The organism is Herbidospora galbida (assembly GCF_005233835.1).
Lineage (GTDB): Bacteria > Actinomycetota > Actinomycetes > Streptosporangiales > Streptosporangiaceae > Herbidospora > Herbidospora galbida.
Genome location: NZ_SZQA01000001.1, coordinates 513,262 through 529,108, shown reverse-complemented (window position 1 = coordinate 529,108; position 15,847 = coordinate 513,262). Strand labels below are relative to the sequence as shown.

Genomic DNA, 15,847 nt, shown 5'->3' with positions numbered 1-15,847 from the left:
ATGGCCCTCGCCCGCGACAGTGACCTCGGCGCGTTCCTGCGCGCCAGTCGCTCGCGGCTGGAACCTGCCGAAGCCGGCCTTGCCGGGTCGGCATCCGGACGCCGCGTGCCGGGGTTGCGGCGCGAAGAGGTCGCTGTTCTGGCGGGGGTCAGCGCGGACTACTACACCCGCTTGGAGCAGGGCCGAGAGCGGAACCCCTCCGCGCAGGTGCTCGACGCCATCGGCCGGGCGCTCCGATTGAGCTCGGACGGTCGCGGTCACCTGTTCCGGCTCGGCGGTCTCCATCCCCGTCTTGCTCCCGATGCCGCCCGCGACCGGGTGCACCCGAAGCTTCTGGAGCTGCTCGATGCCTTTCCCCGCGCCGCCGCCTATGTCCTCGGCCCCGCATTCGACGTCCTGGCGACCAATCCGGTAGCGGATACGCTGTTGGCACCCTTCGGGGACGAACGGAACATGCCGCGCATCCTGTTCACCCATCCGCAAGTGAAGACGGTCTTCGCGGAATGGGAGCTGCTGCGCCGGAACACGGTCGACGCGCTTCGCCTCAACCAGGGGCGGCTACCGGATGACGTCGACATCTCGGCGATCGTCGCCGAACTGGAGACCGCATCGCCCGAGTTCGCTGAACTGTGGGCCCTGCAGGGAGTCAGCCGACTCTCCCGCGCCTACAAGGTCTTCGTCCATCCCGAGCTGGGCCGGATCGAGTTGACGTACCAGACCTTCGACGTGCACGACGCTCCGGGTCAGCAACTCCTCGTCGGCACGCCCGAACCCGGCAGCCGGAGTGAGGAGGCCATCGCCCACCTCGCCGCGACCGGCCTCGGGAAAAACGGTGCAGCGGTTTGCGCTGAGAACGATCACGGTCAAGGTGCATTCTCGTGACGGACGCCGTCCAGATCGGGACGGCACACGGGCGCTGATCCGGGACGCGGCCGCTTCCGGGCGGGGCGGGATGGTGCTGCTTCACCGGCAAGACCCGCTGCGCCTACGAGGCCATCCTGGCTGAGCTGCCGGACTGGTGGCTGCCGCACCCTGATGGCGGCGGCCACCTCGCCCGCGCCGCCGCGGCCGGTGGTGTGGCTGGATGAACTCCAGCGCTACCTGCCCGCCCTGACCGCTGCCACCGTCCGCCGCCTGCCGGCGGCCGGGACCGTACTGGTGGGCACTTTGTGCCGGAGCGTTTCACCACCTACATCAGGACGACCCTTATGCCGGGGAGCGGGAGTTGCCGGCGCCGGCCGAGGCGGTCCGCGTCGCCGCTGGGTTCGGCCCGGCAGAAGGCCAGCCACGTCCACCACGGGAACCGGGGTGGCGACGGAAGGAAGCCAGGCCCGAGTGCCGGGGCGTTTTGGCCAGATCTATAGCGCTTCGTCCGCCGCACGCTGCGAGAAACCCTCGCAAACGCTTCACCATTTTTCCGAACCACGCTGTGAATGTGGGAGACGAGGCTAGAGTGACCGAGTTCTCCAGGAAAGGATCATCATGCACAGCATTGTCCGGCGTTCTGCCCTTGCAGGCGCGGTCGCGATGAGCCTCGCCGTGGCCACCGTCGGCTTCGCACCTCCCTCGGCCGCGGCGACACCGCCGTACGGACTCCTCAAGCTGGTCTTCAGGTGTGCCCACGTGGGGGGTGTGTCGGTCACGGTCGTAGGTCCGGGCGTCGCGGGCAACGTGCGCGACAACAACGGCACGCACTACTTCCGGGGCCGGCCCGGCGCCTACCGGGTGAAGCGCCTCGCGAACGGACGGATCGCACCGAGATCCAGGCTCATCCAGATCCCGAAGTTCTCGACCCGCACGGTCAATGTCTGCTCCCTCAAGTGGCCCGGGCGCCCGTGACCCTGGGCCGCTTTCCTTGCGTCTGGTCGGACTGGGTGTAGGCGGCGTCCCAGGTGAAGGTGGTCTGAGGTCACCTATCCGCGATCCCCGCATCACGGCCAGGCAGTACGGCGGATGCCGACGACGGTAAGCCGGCCGGATGGCCGGTAGATGGTGTTGAACTCTTCGGGCCCTGGCGCGACACGCGCCGGGGCCTCTGTGCGCGTCAGGGAAGGGAATGTATGGGTCAACGTCGCACGGCGGCCGGTGGAGACACGATCGCTCACGGCGGGATCCACGCCCGGATTCAGGGCCGAAGACCGGTTCCACGACCAGGCTCAACCGTGCCTCGTTCGTGTCGTACACGTCGACGTTGTGACCTGGCGCGCCTCACCGGCGGCCCAGCACGCAGAACTCGTTGCCCTCCGGGTCGGCCATGACCGTCCACGGGACGTCGCCCTGGCCGACGTCGGCGGGCTTCGCGCCGAGCGCCTCCAGCCGGGCCAGCTCCGCCGCCTTGGCGTCGACGGGGTTCGGCAGCAGGTCGATGTGGACGCGGTGCGCCAGGCCCGGCACGTGAGGAGTGCGGAGGAACTCCAGGTAGGGCCCGATTCCCTCGGGGGCGCGCAGCAGCGCGTGCTCGCCGTCCGCCTCGTGGACGACCCAGCCGGTCGCCTCTCCCCAGAAGCCGGCCATGGCCCGGGGGTCGGCGCAGTCGACCACCACCGCGGCGATCGGCCCGGTGTCACGGTCGAGCTCCCGGGGCTCCCGGACGCAGAAGACGTTGCCCTCCGGATCGGCCAGCACCGTCCACGGCGCGTCCACGCCGGCGGGCCTCGCGCCGAGATCCTTCAGGCGGGCGACCAACTCGGCGTGGTGGGCTTCGGAGGCGGTGCCGAGGTCGAGGTGCGTGCGGTACCTCACCGTGCCCGGGTCGGGGACGGCGACGAAGTCGATGCAGACGGCGGAGGGGTCGGGCCAGTCGAAGCCGACGGGTTCGACGTTGGTCACCCCGGGTTCCTCGCTGTCCACTTCCCAGCCGAGCGCGTCGGCCCAGAACCGGCCGAGCGCCGCGTCGTCACCGGCCTTGATGTTCACCTGTACGAGTCGCAGTCCCATGGGGAGGAACCCTAACCCGACGGGCCCGGTCCGCCGCCGCGCGGACGGTCGGGTCCGGATCGGCGAGCAGGGTGAGCAAGACGGGGCGGGCCCGCGTCCATGCCAAGGGCCAGTCGGGGGCGACCCAGTGAGGAGCGACCTCCGCGGCCGTGTCCGCCAGGAGCGCGACGATCTCCAGCACCTCCGGACGGCACCGCACGCGCGGCGACGCGGCGGCCTCCATGAGGAACGGCAGGATCGCCGGAGCGGCCGTGCAGCCTTGCCCCGCAACGGCGACCGCCGCCTGCGGGCCGTCTCGTTCACGCACGGCACCGAACTGTTCAAGGGCGACGCCCCCTCGACCGCCACGGGCGTGTGGGGCAAGGCTCCGGCGCTCACCTACGCCTCCGCCGGGATGGCCGCCGTCGCCCCCGACTACCTCGGCCTGGGCGAGGGACCCGGCCCGCATCCCTGGATGGACGTCCCGTCGGAGACCACCGCCTCCCTCGACATGCTGCGCGCGGTCCGCGCGTTCACCGCCGGTTCGGGCCGGCGGCTGGAGCGCGAGGTGCTGGTCACCGGGTTCTCGCAGGGGGCCTCGGCGGCGCTCGGGCTGGCCCGCGCGTTGCAGGGGCGGGCCGACGTCTGGTTCCGGCTCGGCGCGGTCGCGCGTGGTCCGCTGGTTCGCCTCCCTCTAGGGGAAGACCGCCAAGCGGCGGTCTTCCCCCGGCGTTCGTCAGTACGGGTAGTGCACCGGCAGGTCCGTCGTGGTCAGCCAGCGGCGCGTGGTGAACTCCTCCAGGTTGTCGTCGCCGCCCGACCGGCCGCCGAGCCCCGACTGGCCGATCCCGCCGAACGGGACGCCCGCCTCGTCCTGCGGGGTCGCGTCGTTGACGTGGACCATGCCGCCGCGCAGCCGCCGCGCCACCGACAGGCCGCGGCGCAGGTCGGCCGTCGCGACCGAGTTGACCAGGCCGTATTCGGTGTCGTTGACGACCCGGATCGCCTCCTCCTCGTCGGCCACGACCAGCACCGGCGCGACCGGGGCGAAGATCTCCTCCCGCCAGAGCCGCATGCCCTCGTCGACCGAGGTCACCACGGCGGGCCGGAAGAACGGGAGCTCGCCCGGCCCTCCGGTGAGCACGGTCGCGCCGGCCGCCACGGCCTCCGACAGCATGTCGGCCGCCCGGGTGAACTGGCGCTCGTTGATCATCGGGCCGAGGCCGACGGCCTCGGTGAACGGGTCGCCGACCTTGACGGCGGCCGCCCGCCGGGTCAGTTCGGCGATGTAGGCCTCCGCGATGCCGGCCTGGACGATGTGGCGTCCGGCCGTGATGCAGGTCTGGCCCTGGTAGTGGAAGCTCGACCAGGCGCCGATCATCGCCGCCTGCTCCAGGTCGGCGTCGTCGAGCACGACCAGGGCGTTGTTGCCGCCCAGTTCCAGCGAGACCTTCTTCAGCAGACCGCCCGCCTGGGCGGCGATGGCACGGCCGACCGTGGTCGAGCCGGTGAAGTGCACCATCGCGGTCTCCGGGTGGGTGACCAGGCGTTCGCCCACCTCCGGACCGCCCTGCACGATCTGGAGCACGTCGCCGTCGAACAGGTCGGCGAAGAGCGAACCGCCGCTCAGCGGGGTCTCCGGGGACGGCTTGAGCACGACCGTGTTGCCCAGGGCGAGCGCGGGCGCGACCACCCGCATGCCCAGCACCAGCGGGAAGTTCCATGGCGTGATCGCGGCGACCACGCCGAGGGGGAGGCGCTCGGCCAGGCTGAACCGCCCCGCGTGGTTGGAGGGCAGCACCTCGCCGACGGGCCGGGCGGCCAGCGCGGCGGCCGCGTGCAGCTCGCCGATCGCGGCGCCGATCTCGTAGTCGGCCTTGCCGGGGATGCACCCCGTCTCGCGCACGATCAGGTCACGCACCTCCGCCGCCTTCGCCTCCAGCCGCGCGGCGGCCGTGCGCAGCGCGGCGGCGCGTTCGGTGTACGGCGGCTCGGCCCAGGCGGGCTGGGCGGCGGCGGCCCGGCCGACCGCGGCGTCGACGTCGGCGACCGTCGACTCGGACACCGAGCCGAGGGTTTCGCCGGTTGATTTGTCCCTTGAGTTCATGTCCGCTCCTCAGGTTGGAGACGCCGGGCGAGGGCGATCGCGCCGGTGACGGGGGGTTCGCTCAGCAGGTGGACGGTCAGCCCCGGATGGTCGCGGGCGACCGCCTCGCGGAAGGCCGAGTAGAGGTCGGGCTGGCCCGTCATGACGCCGCCCGCCGCGACCACGTCGGTGACGCCCGCGCCCCGGGCGGCCAGCACGCCGACCAGGTACGCCAGGCTCTCCGCGCCCGCCCGGATGGTCGCGCGGGCGTCGGCCGACCCCTGCGCGGCGGCGGCGAACACGGCCGGGGCCTTGGGCGCCCAGTGCTCGGCCGTCGGGAGGTCGTTGACGCTGCGGGCCAGCCCGACCGCGTCGGGCACCCCGAACGCCTCGACCAGCAGCGACAGCAGCACGTCGCCGCCGTCGCCGGTGTCGTTCCTGGTCAGCGCGGCCCGGACGGCCTCCCTGACCAGGGCGGGCGCGCTGCCCTCGTCGCCGATGACCCAGCCCCAGCCGCCGGCGAACATCAGCCCGCCGTCGGGTCGCACCGCCACGGCGATCGAGCCGGTGCCGGAGATCACGCCGATGCCCGACGTCAGCCCGGCCGCCGGGACCAGCAGCGCGGCGTCGTTGGTGACCGCGCTCGGCACTCCGGTCGCCGACGACAACGCGTGCGACAGTTCGGCGCAGTGGTGCTCGTCGTCGCAGCCCTGCGCGCCCACGGCGACAGCGCCGAGCGCGGCCCCGGCGGGGCGATGCCGCTCGACCAGGCCGGCGATCCACCGGGCGGCCTGGCCGACGGGCGCGGCCGACCACGTGTCGGTCGGGTCGACCACGTCGGCCAGGACGCGGCCGTCGGGCGTCTCGAACCGCAGGTGCGTCTTGGTTCCCCCGATGTCCAGCCCGGCCAGGACCGTCGCTGCCGCAGTCACAGGGCGGCTCCGACCTTGGTGTCGGCGTTGTCGAACACGAACTCCTCGATGTCGATGCCGGCGTCCTCCGCCGTCCGGGCGACGAGCGCCTGGAGGACGAACACCTCCAGCACCGCCCGCTGGTTCGGCGAGACCTCCGGCAGGCGGACCACCTGCAGCGCCGGGCCGGGCTCGACATCGGCCGAGGTCACCAGGATGACGGGGTGGTCGGCGGAGGCCAGCGTGTGCGCCAGGGTGATCTCGCGGTCGTCGCCGAACAGCACGTGGACGGTGTCGCCCGCCGACTCCATCGCGCCGTGCAGGTACTGGCGGGTGCTCATCGCCGCCGCGGGCAGCCGGACCGTCTCGCGGAACAGCAGCGCCCCGGCCTCGGCAGACCCGGCGGACGGCCCGCCGCCCACGAAGTCGCCGGCCCGCGACACGGCGAACGGCGCCGCCAGCGCGCCGGCCCGCTCGGTCAGGTCGGCGTCCAGGGCGTCGAGGTGGTCGGGCAGCCCGCTCCACGACGGGTCGACGGCGCCGCCGTCCCACGCTTCGGCGATCATCCCGAGGGCGACGACGGTCGCGGTGTAGCCGATCGTCGAGGCGTAGCTGTCGGGGATGCCGCCCAGCGACAGCCCGCGCCCGGCCAGGTCGCCGATCGGCGAGGGGGCGGCGTTGGTGACCGCGTACCGCAGATCGGGGTCGACCGTGCCGAGCACGGCCAGCGTCTCGCTGCTGCGCCCGCTCTGCGACACCGCGACCAGCGGGTGCGCGCTGCGCGGGAACGGCAGCGGGTGGTCGCCCGCGCTCAGCCGCCAGGAGTGCACGCCCCGGCTGCGCAGCGTCCACACCGGCGCGCAGGCGGCGGCGTGGCTGGCTCCGATGGCGACGAAGATCGGGCCATCTCCCCGGAACCAGCCCTCGGCCTGCCGGACCGTGACGTCCCTGCTCAGCCGCTCGATCGCGGTCCGCAGCGCGGCGACCTGACCGGCCCGCGCGGACGCGAAGGAGATGTGACCTTCTTTCGGCGTTGACATGCTTTCCCCAGATATCGATGAGTCACGAATGGCAGTGCGTGGCGCCGCCGGACGCCGGAATGTCCAGCGTCGGGTTGCGGCCGAAGAAGCCGGATGGCTTGAGCTTGAAACCGGTGGTGTCCACCGGCATGACCGGCCAGTCCTCCGGGCGCGGGAAGTGCGTCATGCCGAAGGTGTGCCAGAGCACGATCGGCGCGCCGTCGATGTCGCGGTCGGCGGCGACCCAGGCGGGCATGCCCGCCCCGCCGGGATGCTGGTTGACCAGGTCACCGGCCGGATAGAGCTCCGAGGGGTCGTACGCGGTGACCCACAGGTGGCCGGAGGCGAAGACGGCCCGCCCGTACAGGTCGGACTCGGTGTCGGCGAGCAGCACCGGCATGCCCTCCGGGTGCAGCACGTAGGCGACGTCCTTGCCGAGGCGGTTCCGCACCTCGGGGTTGCCGACACGCCAGACCCGGCCGCGCCGGCCGTCGGCCAGGCGGGGGGCGTCGCTCTCCTTGCGCAGGCGGGTGACCTGCTGGGTGATGCCGGTGCCGGTCGGGTTCTGCGGGCCGCGCGGGACGGCGACCGCGTCGATCTCCTCGACGTAGTTGGCGGGGCCGTCGACGGCCATCTCCAGGCGGGCGCTGAACAGGTGCTGGTGGTGCGGGGCGCCGAGGCCAGGGGCGACCTCGGTGGCGTAGGCGTAGTCGCCGCCGGGGTTCGGGTGGCCCGAGGTGAAGACCACGCCGGTGGCCTTGACCTCCAGCTCGATCGTGCCGTCGAGGTAGAGGTACCAGTAGAAGCCGTAGTCGTAGTTGCCGACGGTGACGAAGAAGGAGATCACCAGGCGGCGGTTGCGGCGCACCTCGCTCGAATTGGTGAAGTGGCTGGTGTGCTTCCACAGCACCCCGGCGTCCTCCTCGTGGATGCAGATCGCCTGGGGGATCACGCGCGGGTTGCCGGCGTTGTCGGCGACCACGGCGTCCAGGTAGGTGATCTCGCCGAGGCAGTCGCACCCGAGCTTGAGGGAGTTGGCGAAGTTGCCGAGCAGGTACTCGCCGCCGTCGAAGAAGGTCTGGAACCAGCGCTGGGGGCTGGGGTCGGCGTACGGGACGACCATCTCGGCGATCGAGGCGCGGTCGACGACCTGCCGGTCGTTGATCGAGATGTCGCGCAGCACCAGGCCCTCGCGCGAGTCGAAGCAGACCTGGACCTTCCAGCCGAGCCAGTCGAGCACGTGGTCGTCGTCGATGGTGAAGCTGGGGCCGTGCGGCTGGGTGATCTCGATGGGCTTCAGGCCTTCCCTGAGCGGCCCGTTGAAGTCGGCGAGATGGAAGTTGCCGTCCTCCTGCGGGACGTCCAGGACGGCGTTGTCGAGCACCTCGACGACCGTCTTCTCGATGACGTCCACGTAGGCGACGACGCCGTCGACCGGGTGGGCCCAGGGCAGGTCGTGCTCGTCCTTCTGCAGGAAGGTCAGGGTGCGCTGGAGGCGGCGGCCCTTCTCGTCCTCGGTCATCGCCCGGCCCGCCGACAGCGGCTGCACGCGCAGCTTCGACAGGTCGGTCAGGCCTCGGCGGCGCATGGCCGCGAGCCAGCGTTCGTCGGCGTGCACGATCGCCTCGACCATCGCGAACTCGAGCATGATGACCGGCACTTGGCCGTCGACGGCCGGGTCGAGCTCGGTCACCGACACCAGGGCGTCGTCCGACGGGCGGACCACCACGTCGTGGGAGCGGCCGTCGGCCATGTCGACGAGCATCGCGCGCAGCTCGCGCGCCCCGGCCGGCTTGCGCTTGTCCTGCTCCTTCAGGCCCAGGTACGACACGTGGGTCGTCTCGTTCAGCAGGCCTTCGCGGACGAGGATCTCGCGCGCCGCCGATATCTCCTCGGCGCGGAGTGTGCTGTGTTCCCTCACGATGACTCCTCTCATGACCAGATTAGTACCAAAATGTGTACCACACCATACCAATAGAGGCGTGGAGATACCGAATGGCTGGATTCGGGTGACCGTAACGGCAGGAGGGCCTGCCTGTTCATGCCGGTAGCTACGTGTTTGTCGGGATATCAGACCAGGCTAAACCAGGACTCATCTGGTCTTCTGTGGTTTGCGTACCGGAGGGTGGTTCCGCGATAATGCGAGCGTGAACGCCCCGACGTCGTCGTCGATCCACGCCGATCACCCCGAGCCGCTGTGGATCCAGGCGGTGAACCTCATCAAAGAGCAGCTGGGCACCGGCGTCCTGAAGCCGGGCGGCCGGCTGCCCCCCGAGCGCGAACTGTGCGAGCGGCTCGGCATCAGCCGGGTCACCCTGCGCAAGGCGCTGCGCACCCTGGTCGAAGAGGGCATCCTCAGCCCCTCCCACGGCCGGGGCTGGTATGTCGCGCCGAGCGCGGGAGCGCCCGCCCGCGAGTGGCCCAACAGCCTCGAGTCGTTCACCGAGACCGCCCGTCAGATGGGCCTGACGCCCAGCTCGACGGTGCTGCGCCACGAGGTGGTGCCGGCCAACCTCGACGAGGCCGAGCAGCTGTCCATCGCGCCCGGCACCCCGCTGTTCGTGCTGGAGCGGGTGCGCCTGCTCAACGGCGTGCCGACCGCGCTCGACCTGACCCAGGTCCCGGCCGAGCTGGTGCCCGGCTTCGCCGAGCTCGACTTCACCGGCGGCTCGCTCTACGAGCAGATCGCCTCCGTCGGCCTCCACCCGGCCCGCGCCAACGCCACCATCGAGGCCCGCGAGTCCGACGATTACCTCGCCGGCCACCTCCAGCTGGAGGTCGGCAAGCCGGTGCTGGTGATGCGCCAGCTCGTCTACAGCGCGAGCGACACCCCGCTGTTCGCCTCGATGGTCTGCTACCGGGGCGACCGCTACCGGCTGCGCACGAGCTTCCAGCGCTGAAGTCTTCACTTGCCGATGCCCGCGCTCAGGCCCTGGATGAACTGCCGCGAGAACACCACGAACAGCACGATCAGCGGCACCGCGCCCAGCGTGAGCGCGCCCAGCAGCGCCGGATAGTCGTTCAGGAACTGCCCCACGAACTGCTGCACGCCGAGCGTCACCGTCTGGTTCTCCTTGCTCGGCGCGAGGATGAGCGGGAACCACAGGTCGTTCCAGATCGGCAGCATCGTCACCGACGCCACCGCCGCCAGGCCCGGCCGCACCATCGGCAGCACGATCGACAGGGTGCGCAGCTCGCCCGCGCCGTCGATGCGCGCGGCCTCCTTGATCGCGCCGGGCACCGCCTTGAAATACGTCATCAGCAGCGCGATCGCCAGCGGCAGGCTCATCGCCGTGTAGACCAGGACCAGCGCGACCAGCGTGTCCATGAGCTGCCACGAGATCATCGTCTTGATGATCGGCACGGTGCCCAGGCGGATCGGCAGCATGATGCCCAGCACGAAGAACCCGCCCACGAGCGGCGCGAACCGCACCTTGTACTCGGTCAGCGCGAAGGCCGCCAGCGTCGCCAGCACCAGCGTGGCCACCGTGGCCCCCACCGTGACGATGAGGCTGTTGCCGTAGTTGGTGACGAACTGCCCGCGCGTGAACACCCGCTCGTAGCCGCCGAGGCTGAAGGTGTCGGCGTTCGGCAGCGCGAACGGCTGGCCGAAGATGCCCTGCGTGGTCTTGAACGAGTTGACCACGATCACCAGGATGGGCGCGACCGCGAGCAGCGCGAAGAAGATCAGCAGCGCGTGCGTCACGAGCGCCCCGGCGCGGTCTCGGTTGTTTCTCACAGTTCGTAACTCCTGAGACGGCGGTGCAGCAGCCCGAAGTAGGCGGCGGTGACGATCAGGATGATCAGGAAGATCACGCTGGCCACGGTCGCGCCAAGGTCCAGGTCGGAGAGTTGCCCGCTCGATCCGAAGAAGGTGCGGTAGAACAGCGTGCCGAGGATGTCGGTGCTGTAGTTGGGGCCGGGGGCCGAGCCGTTCAGGGCGAAGACCAGGTCGAATCCGTTGAAGGTCCAGATGTACGTCAAAATCGCGATCAGCCCGAACTGCGGCGCGATCAGCGGGAACTTCACCCGCCAGAACGTCGACCAGGCTCCCGATCCCTCGACCCGGGCGGCCTCCAGCACGTCGTTCGGCACGGCCAGCAGGGCGGCGTACAGGAAGATCATGGGGATGCCGACGTACTGCCAGACCGACATCAGCGAGATGGTCGGCAGCGCGGTGCGCTCGTCGCCGAGCAGGGGGAAGTCGACCAGGCCCCACAGCGGGTTGATGATGAGCCGCCACACGAAGCCGACGATCACCACCGACAGGGTGGTGGGGATGAACAACAACGTCCGGTAGAGGCCCGTCGACCGGCGCAGCCTGCCGGAGGTGAGCAGCGCGGCCAGCAGCAGGCCGAGCGGCACCTCGACGAGCAGGTGGATGGCGAAGAACTCCAGGTTGTTGGTCAGCGCGTTCCAGAAGCGCTCGCTGGTCGTCGGGTTGGTGAACAGGTAGACGTAGTTCTCCAGGCCGACGAACCTGGCGACGCCCGAATCGGTGTCGTACAGGCTGTACCAGATGGAGTTCACCAGCGGGAGCGCCGCGAACACCACGTAGACCACGAGCGCGGGCAGGGTGAACGCGAGGAAGTAGCGGTAGTGGGCCCGGTTCAAGACGTGCCTTTCGAATCGCAGAAGGGTGCCGGGCCCCGAGGGAGGGGGGCCCGGCACGGTTCTCACTGCTGCGGCGTGTACCAGCTGGCCAGGCCCTTCTGGAGTTCCTCGGTCGCCTTCTGCGTGCTGAGGTCCTCGTTGAGCATGAGCTGGAGCACCCGCCACACCTCGTCGTCGAACGGCGGGGTGCCGGCGCTGAGCCGGTCGAGGCCGAGACGCGGGGTCAGCTTGGCGCCGTTCTTCAGGTCGGCGAAGCTCTGGGCCAGGGCGTTGGTGTACGTCACGGGCTGCTTGGCCATCGAGAAGAAGCCGGGCAGCTTGTTGACGTACAGCTCCAGGAACTCGGGGGTGGCGGTCCAGGCGAGGAATTCCTCGGCGGCGGCCTTGTTCTTGCTGGCCGCGCTGATGCCGATCGCCATGTCGGGCATCTCCTGCAGGTAGCGGTCACCGCCGGGGACGTCGGTCGGCGGGCCGAAGACGCCGACGTTGAGCCCGTCGACGGCGACCTGATTGATGTTCCACGAGCCGTCGGGCAGGATCGCGGCCTTGCCGAGCGTGAACAGCTGCGTCATGTCCGGGTACTTCAGGCTCTCGAAGCCCTTGGGCAGGTAGGGCTTCCAGGCGGCGAACGCGTCGAAGGCCTTCTGGAAGTCGGGGTCGGTGACCTTCTTGGTGCCCTTGATCAGGCCCTGGCGGCCCTCCTCGCCCTTCCAGTAGACCGGGCCGATGCTGTAGAGGCCGTTGTACGCCAGCTGCCACGACTCCGACGAGCCGACCGCGAGCGGCGTGTACTTGCCGTTGTCCTTGATCTTCTTGAGCACCGCGAGGAACTCGTCCTGCGTGGTGGGCACCTGGAGGCCGAGCTCGGCGAAGATGTCCTTGTTGTAGTAGAAACCGGCCAGCACGGCCGCCGTCGGCAGGCAGTAGCGGCTGCCCGCGTCGTCCGACCAGGGGTCGAGCGCGAGCGGCTCGAACGAGTCGAGCATCGGCTTGCCGTCGAGCTTCTCGAAGTAGCCCTTCTTGATCCACGAGCGGTTCACGTCGTAGGGCCGGCAGGTGATGAGGTCGGGGCCGGTGCCGCCGTCCACCTGCGACTGGATCGCCGCGTTGTACTCGTTGGTGTTGGTCGCCGCGAACTTCACGCTGATGTTCGGGTGGGACTTCTCGAAGGCGGGGAGGATCTCGTCCTCCCACATCGCCAGGTCCTCGGTACGCCAGCTTCCCAGCGTCAGCACGGTCTTCTCCCCGGCGGCGGCCGGGGCGGCGCTGCCGCCGGTGGTGACAGGCGTCGCCGACGGCGCGCAGGCCGCGGTCAGGACGGCAGCCGCTGCCGCGACCAACGCAACGGATGCACGTATTGCATGCATGGGGTTGCCTCTCGCTTCTTTGTCATCGCTTGCTCCCCCAGAGCGAGACGCGGACGGCCGAAGGCCGGCCGTGGCTCGCGTCAGGACATCTTTCTCATGAAGGCCAGCGCCTGATGCGGCAGCGTACACAGGCGACCTGGGTGGTAACAAGAGGTATTGCTTTGGTTTACGGTGATGCTACCTTTCGAACCACGGCGTGCCCTTTGCCGCCTGGAACCGCGTCCGGAGGACCAGATGATCGGTGTCGGCCTGCTCGGTGCAGGGTTTATCGGCGAGTGCTATGCCGACGCACTCGACGACGTGAAGGGTGCGGAGCTCGTCGCGCACTACTCCCGATCCCCCGAGAGGGCCGCCGCTTTCGCCGCCCGACCGGGACGCAACACGAGACCACACGAGACCATGCAGGCGCTCTGCGAGGACCCGGCCGTGGACCTCGTCGTCGTCGCGCTGCCGAACGAGGTGCACCTGGAGGCGGTCCGCCACGTGGCCGCCGCCGGCAAGGGCGTCGTGTGCACCAAGCCGCTCGCGCGCACCGGCCCCGAGGCCGAGGAGATCCTCAAGGTGGTGACCGAGGCCGGCATCTGGCACGGCTACGCCGAGAGCTCGGTCTTCTCGCCGAACATCGCCAAGGCCCACGAGATCGTCGAGGCCGGCGGCATCGGCGACGTGCTCTGGATGCGCGCCCGCGAGGGCCACTCGGGCCCGCACGCCCCCCATTTCTGGGACGCCGAGACGGCCGGCGGCGGCGCGCTGCTGGACATGGGCTGCCACACCGTCGAGTCGGCCCGGCACTTCTTCGGCAAGGACAACCCCGTCGTCGAGGTCTTCGCGTGGGGCGCGACGCTGGCCCACAAGGACAAGACCACCGGCGAGGACACCGCCATCGCGCTGCTGAAGTTCGCCGGCGGCCAGGTCGCCTCGATCGAGTCGTCATGGGTCGAGAAGGGCGGCATGCAACTGCGGCACGAGTTCGTCGGCAGCGCCGGCCGCCTGGTCACCGACACCGCCTCGACGCCGGTGTGGGGCTTCATCACCCAGCCCGTCGGCTACCTGGTGGAGAAGGCCGACGCGGACACCGGCTGGGTCTACCCGGTGCCGGAGGAGACCAGGGCGTACGGTTTCTCCCAGCAGATGCGGCACTTCGTCGACCGCTTCGCCGCCGGCGAGAGGCCGCTGGAGACCTTCGACGACGGCGTGGTCGTCAACCAGATCATCGACGCCTGCTACCTGTCGATGAAGACGGGCCGCTGGGAGCCGGTCCAGTACAGGCCCTAGGGTTCGGTGCATGTCCGACATGCCGTCACGGGTGGAGCTGTCCCCGTTCACCGTCGCCGACCAGGACGAGTTCTGCTCCCTCGTCGCGCTCAGCCTCGAACTCCACCACCCGTGGATGCAGCTGCCCGCGAACCCGGAGGCCTTCCAGATCTGGATGGGCCGCTTCGCCGAAGGTGCCAACCTGGGCTTCCTGATCCGTCTCAGGGAGACCGGCGAGGCCGTCGGCATGGTCAACATCAACTCGGTCATCCGCGGGCGGTACCAGGGCGCGTCCATCGGCTACGCGGCGTTCGCGCCGGCGGCGGGACGCGGGTACATGACCGAAGGCCTCACCCTCACCCTGCGGCACGCCTTCGAGGAGCTGCGGTTGCACCGGCTGGAGGCCAACATCCAGCCGGGCAACACGGCGTCGCTGGCGTTGGTCCGGCGCCTGGGCTTCCGGTACGAGGGCCTGTCGGCCGACTACCTCTACATCGACGGCGCCTGGCGTGACCACGAACGCTGGGCCATCACCGCCCCCACTCCGTGGACCCCCGACCCCTCACTGCCCGAGATCTGAAATCCGGCGCGCCGGTGAAATGTTATATCGCGGGTGCGCCGGGCCGTAATTCGTACAAAAAAATAGCGGCGGCGGTAAATTGAAGGCGCGTGGATCGCGGCTCACACTCAGGGTCAAAGAGGCCTGACCCCTCATTTTTGGAGCCGGAATGCACAAACGCCGGAAAACGATGCTGCGCCGCATCACGTCCGTCACCGTCGCCATGCTCTCCGTAGTGGTCTTCTGCGTGCCGCAGGCGACCGCGGCCACGCTGCCGACCCCGAAGGAGCTGACGGCGTTCCTCGACCTGGAATGCTTCAAGACCAGCCAGTACCAGCCGCCGGCCACCGTGCTCACGCTGCGGCACATCAACCCGGTGCTGGCCAACCTGCCGATCGAGACCGTCACGCTCGGCCCGCGCGAGCAGCTGTGCGTCCCGGTCGCCAAGAACAACCAGGTGCCGCCGTCGCCCGCGCTCGACTTCATCCGCTACATCGACCTGTCGTGCTACCGGATCTCCGGCACCACCGTGAACACCGGGTTGGTCCTCAGCCACCTCAACCCGTTGTTCCAGGGCTTCCCGCGCACGCAGATCACCATGAACTCGCCGCAGCAGCTCTGCGTGCCGGTCATCAAGAACAATGCGATCCCGCCGGCGGACGTGCTCCGGCTCGTCCGGCACATCGACCTGAAGTGCTACGGCATCAGCCCGATCACCTCGCTGAACACGCAGCTGGGCCTGCGCCAGCTCAACCCCGTCCTGGCTCCGGTGATCCCGAACCACGCCGCCCAGGTCACCTACGCCCGCCAGCTGTGCGTGCCGGTGCAGAAGGCCGGTGACCAGATCCCCGCCGACGTCTTCAACATCGTGCGGTGGATCGACCTGGAGAAGTTCGACCTGAACGTCGCCGCCATCCCCCAGGTCGGCCTGACCCTGCGGCACATCAACCCCGTCCTCGCCAATCTTCCGCCGGAGCAGGCGGTTCTGACCGGCGCCAACCAGTTGGCGCTGCCGGTCGCCAAGAACGGCAACTTCCCGCCGGGCTGACCATATGGATAAACGCGGAGCCCTTTTCCCGTGAAAGGGCTCCGCTGTTTCCCGCGATAATTGCGGACCGATG

At 70.0% G+C, this 15,847-nt stretch carries 14 protein-coding genes; 6 read left to right on the top strand and 8 right to left on the bottom strand.

Annotated elements, in window-relative coordinates:
* Both FDA94_RS02535 and FDA94_RS02530 read left to right on the top strand, forming a co-directional pair.
* Complete coding sequence (locus tag FDA94_RS02535; RefSeq protein ID WP_137245356.1) at positions 1–882, top strand: helix-turn-helix domain-containing protein; 882 nt, start codon at positions 1–3, stop codon at positions 880–882.
* 600 nt (positions 883–1,482) lie between these two features.
* Positions 1,483–1,839: a hypothetical protein gene (locus tag FDA94_RS02530; RefSeq protein ID WP_137245355.1), complete on the top strand. Its 357-nt coding sequence runs from the start codon at positions 1,483–1,485 to the stop codon at positions 1,837–1,839.
* Positions 1,840–2,208: 369 nt separating this feature from the next.
* Here FDA94_RS02530 and FDA94_RS02525 read toward each other — a convergent pair whose 3' ends face one another.
* From FDA94_RS02525 to FDA94_RS02500, 5 genes are all read right to left on the bottom strand, one after another.
* Positions 2,209–2,937: a VOC family protein gene (locus tag FDA94_RS02525; RefSeq protein WP_137245354.1), complete on the bottom strand. Its 729-nt coding sequence runs from the start codon at positions 2,935–2,937 to the stop codon at positions 2,209–2,211.
* 715 nt (positions 2,938–3,652) lie between these two features.
* Positions 3,653–5,023 carry an aldehyde dehydrogenase family protein gene (locus tag FDA94_RS02515; protein WP_137245353.1) on the bottom strand — a complete coding sequence of 457 codons (1,371 nt, stop codon included), beginning with the start codon at positions 5,021–5,023 and terminating at the stop codon, positions 3,653–3,655.
* Positions 5,020–5,934 carry a BadF/BadG/BcrA/BcrD ATPase family protein gene (locus FDA94_RS02510; RefSeq protein ID WP_212735134.1) on the bottom strand — a complete coding sequence of 305 codons (915 nt, stop codon included), beginning with the start codon at positions 5,932–5,934 and terminating at the stop codon, positions 5,020–5,022. Before FDA94_RS02510 ends, FDA94_RS02515 begins: the two co-directional genes overlap by 4 nt.
* Positions 5,931–6,953 carry an SIS domain-containing protein gene (locus FDA94_RS02505; RefSeq protein WP_137245351.1) on the bottom strand — a complete coding sequence of 341 codons (1,023 nt, stop codon included), beginning with the start codon at positions 6,951–6,953 and terminating at the stop codon, positions 5,931–5,933. Before FDA94_RS02505 ends, FDA94_RS02510 begins: the two co-directional genes overlap by 4 nt.
* Positions 6,954–6,975: 22 nt before the next feature.
* A complete protein-coding gene (locus FDA94_RS02500; RefSeq protein WP_246059472.1) occupies positions 6,976–8,853 on the bottom strand; it encodes a primary-amine oxidase in 1,878 nt (625 codons plus the stop codon).
* 226 nt (positions 8,854–9,079) lie between these two features.
* On the opposite strand from FDA94_RS02500, the gene FDA94_RS02495 reads away from it, so the two are divergent.
* Positions 9,080–9,832 carry a GntR family transcriptional regulator gene (locus FDA94_RS02495; RefSeq protein WP_137245348.1) on the top strand — a complete coding sequence of 251 codons (753 nt, stop codon included), beginning with the start codon at positions 9,080–9,082 and terminating at the stop codon, positions 9,830–9,832.
* 5 nt (positions 9,833–9,837) lie between these two features.
* On the opposite strand, the gene FDA94_RS02490 is transcribed toward FDA94_RS02495, so the two are convergent.
* The 3 genes from FDA94_RS02490 to FDA94_RS02480 all read right to left on the bottom strand — a co-directional run bounded on the left by FDA94_RS02490 (position 9,838) and on the right by FDA94_RS02480 (position 12,886).
* Complete coding sequence (locus FDA94_RS02490) at positions 9,838–10,671, bottom strand: carbohydrate ABC transporter permease (protein WP_137245347.1); 834 nt, start codon at positions 10,669–10,671, stop codon at positions 9,838–9,840.
* Complete coding sequence (locus tag FDA94_RS02485; protein ID WP_137245346.1) at positions 10,668–11,546, bottom strand: carbohydrate ABC transporter permease; 879 nt, start codon at positions 11,544–11,546, stop codon at positions 10,668–10,670. The genes FDA94_RS02490 and FDA94_RS02485 overlap by 4 nt, the downstream gene beginning before the upstream one ends.
* 62 nt (positions 11,547–11,608) lie before the next feature.
* Positions 11,609–12,886, bottom strand: coding sequence for an ABC transporter substrate-binding protein (locus FDA94_RS02480; protein WP_170990747.1), 1,278 nt, complete (start codon positions 12,884–12,886; stop codon positions 11,609–11,611).
* Positions 12,887–13,147: 261 nt separating this feature from the next.
* Between FDA94_RS02480 and FDA94_RS02475 the strand changes: the two genes are divergently transcribed.
* The 3 genes from FDA94_RS02475 (at position 13,148) to FDA94_RS02465 (ending at position 15,774) form a co-directional block, all read left to right on the top strand.
* Positions 13,148–14,188, top strand: coding sequence for a Gfo/Idh/MocA family protein (locus FDA94_RS02475; RefSeq protein WP_137245344.1), 1,041 nt, complete (start codon positions 13,148–13,150; stop codon positions 14,186–14,188).
* Positions 14,189–14,198: 10 nt separating this feature from the next.
* Positions 14,199–14,747 (top strand): GNAT family N-acetyltransferase, encoded by a 549-nt coding sequence (locus FDA94_RS02470; RefSeq protein ID WP_137245343.1) that lies wholly within the window; start codon positions 14,199–14,201, stop codon positions 14,745–14,747.
* Between the two features lie 148 nt (positions 14,748–14,895).
* Positions 14,896–15,774: a hypothetical protein gene (locus FDA94_RS02465; protein WP_246059471.1), complete on the top strand. Its 879-nt coding sequence runs from the start codon at positions 14,896–14,898 to the stop codon at positions 15,772–15,774.
* Positions 15,775–15,847: the final 73 nt, after the last annotated feature.

What these genes read in the sequence shown, in the direction of transcription:
- FDA94_RS02515 (WP_137245353.1), bottom strand. Translation starts at nt 5,023, where the DNA reads ATGAACTCAAGGGACAAATCAACCGGCGAAACCCTCGGCTCGGTGTCC.
- FDA94_RS02530 (WP_137245355.1), top strand. Translation starts at nt 1,483, where the DNA reads ATGCACAGCATTGTCCGGCGTTCTGCCCTTGCAGGCGCGGTCGCGATG.
- FDA94_RS02525 (WP_137245354.1), bottom strand. Translation starts at nt 2,937, where the DNA reads ATGGGACTGCGACTCGTACAGGTGAACATCAAGGCCGGTGACGACGCG.
- FDA94_RS02475 (WP_137245344.1), top strand. Translation starts at nt 13,148, where the DNA reads ATGATCGGTGTCGGCCTGCTCGGTGCAGGGTTTATCGGCGAGTGCTAT.
- FDA94_RS02465 (WP_246059471.1), top strand. Translation starts at nt 14,896, where the DNA reads ATGCACAAACGCCGGAAAACGATGCTGCGCCGCATCACGTCCGTCACC.
- FDA94_RS02470 (WP_137245343.1), top strand. Translation starts at nt 14,199, where the DNA reads ATGTCCGACATGCCGTCACGGGTGGAGCTGTCCCCGTTCACCGTCGCC.
- FDA94_RS02535 (WP_137245356.1), top strand. Translation starts at nt 1, where the DNA reads ATGGCCCTCGCCCGCGACAGTGACCTCGGCGCGTTCCTGCGCGCCAGT.
- FDA94_RS02505 (WP_137245351.1), bottom strand. Translation starts at nt 6,953, where the DNA reads ATGTCAACGCCGAAAGAAGGTCACATCTCCTTCGCGTCCGCGCGGGCC.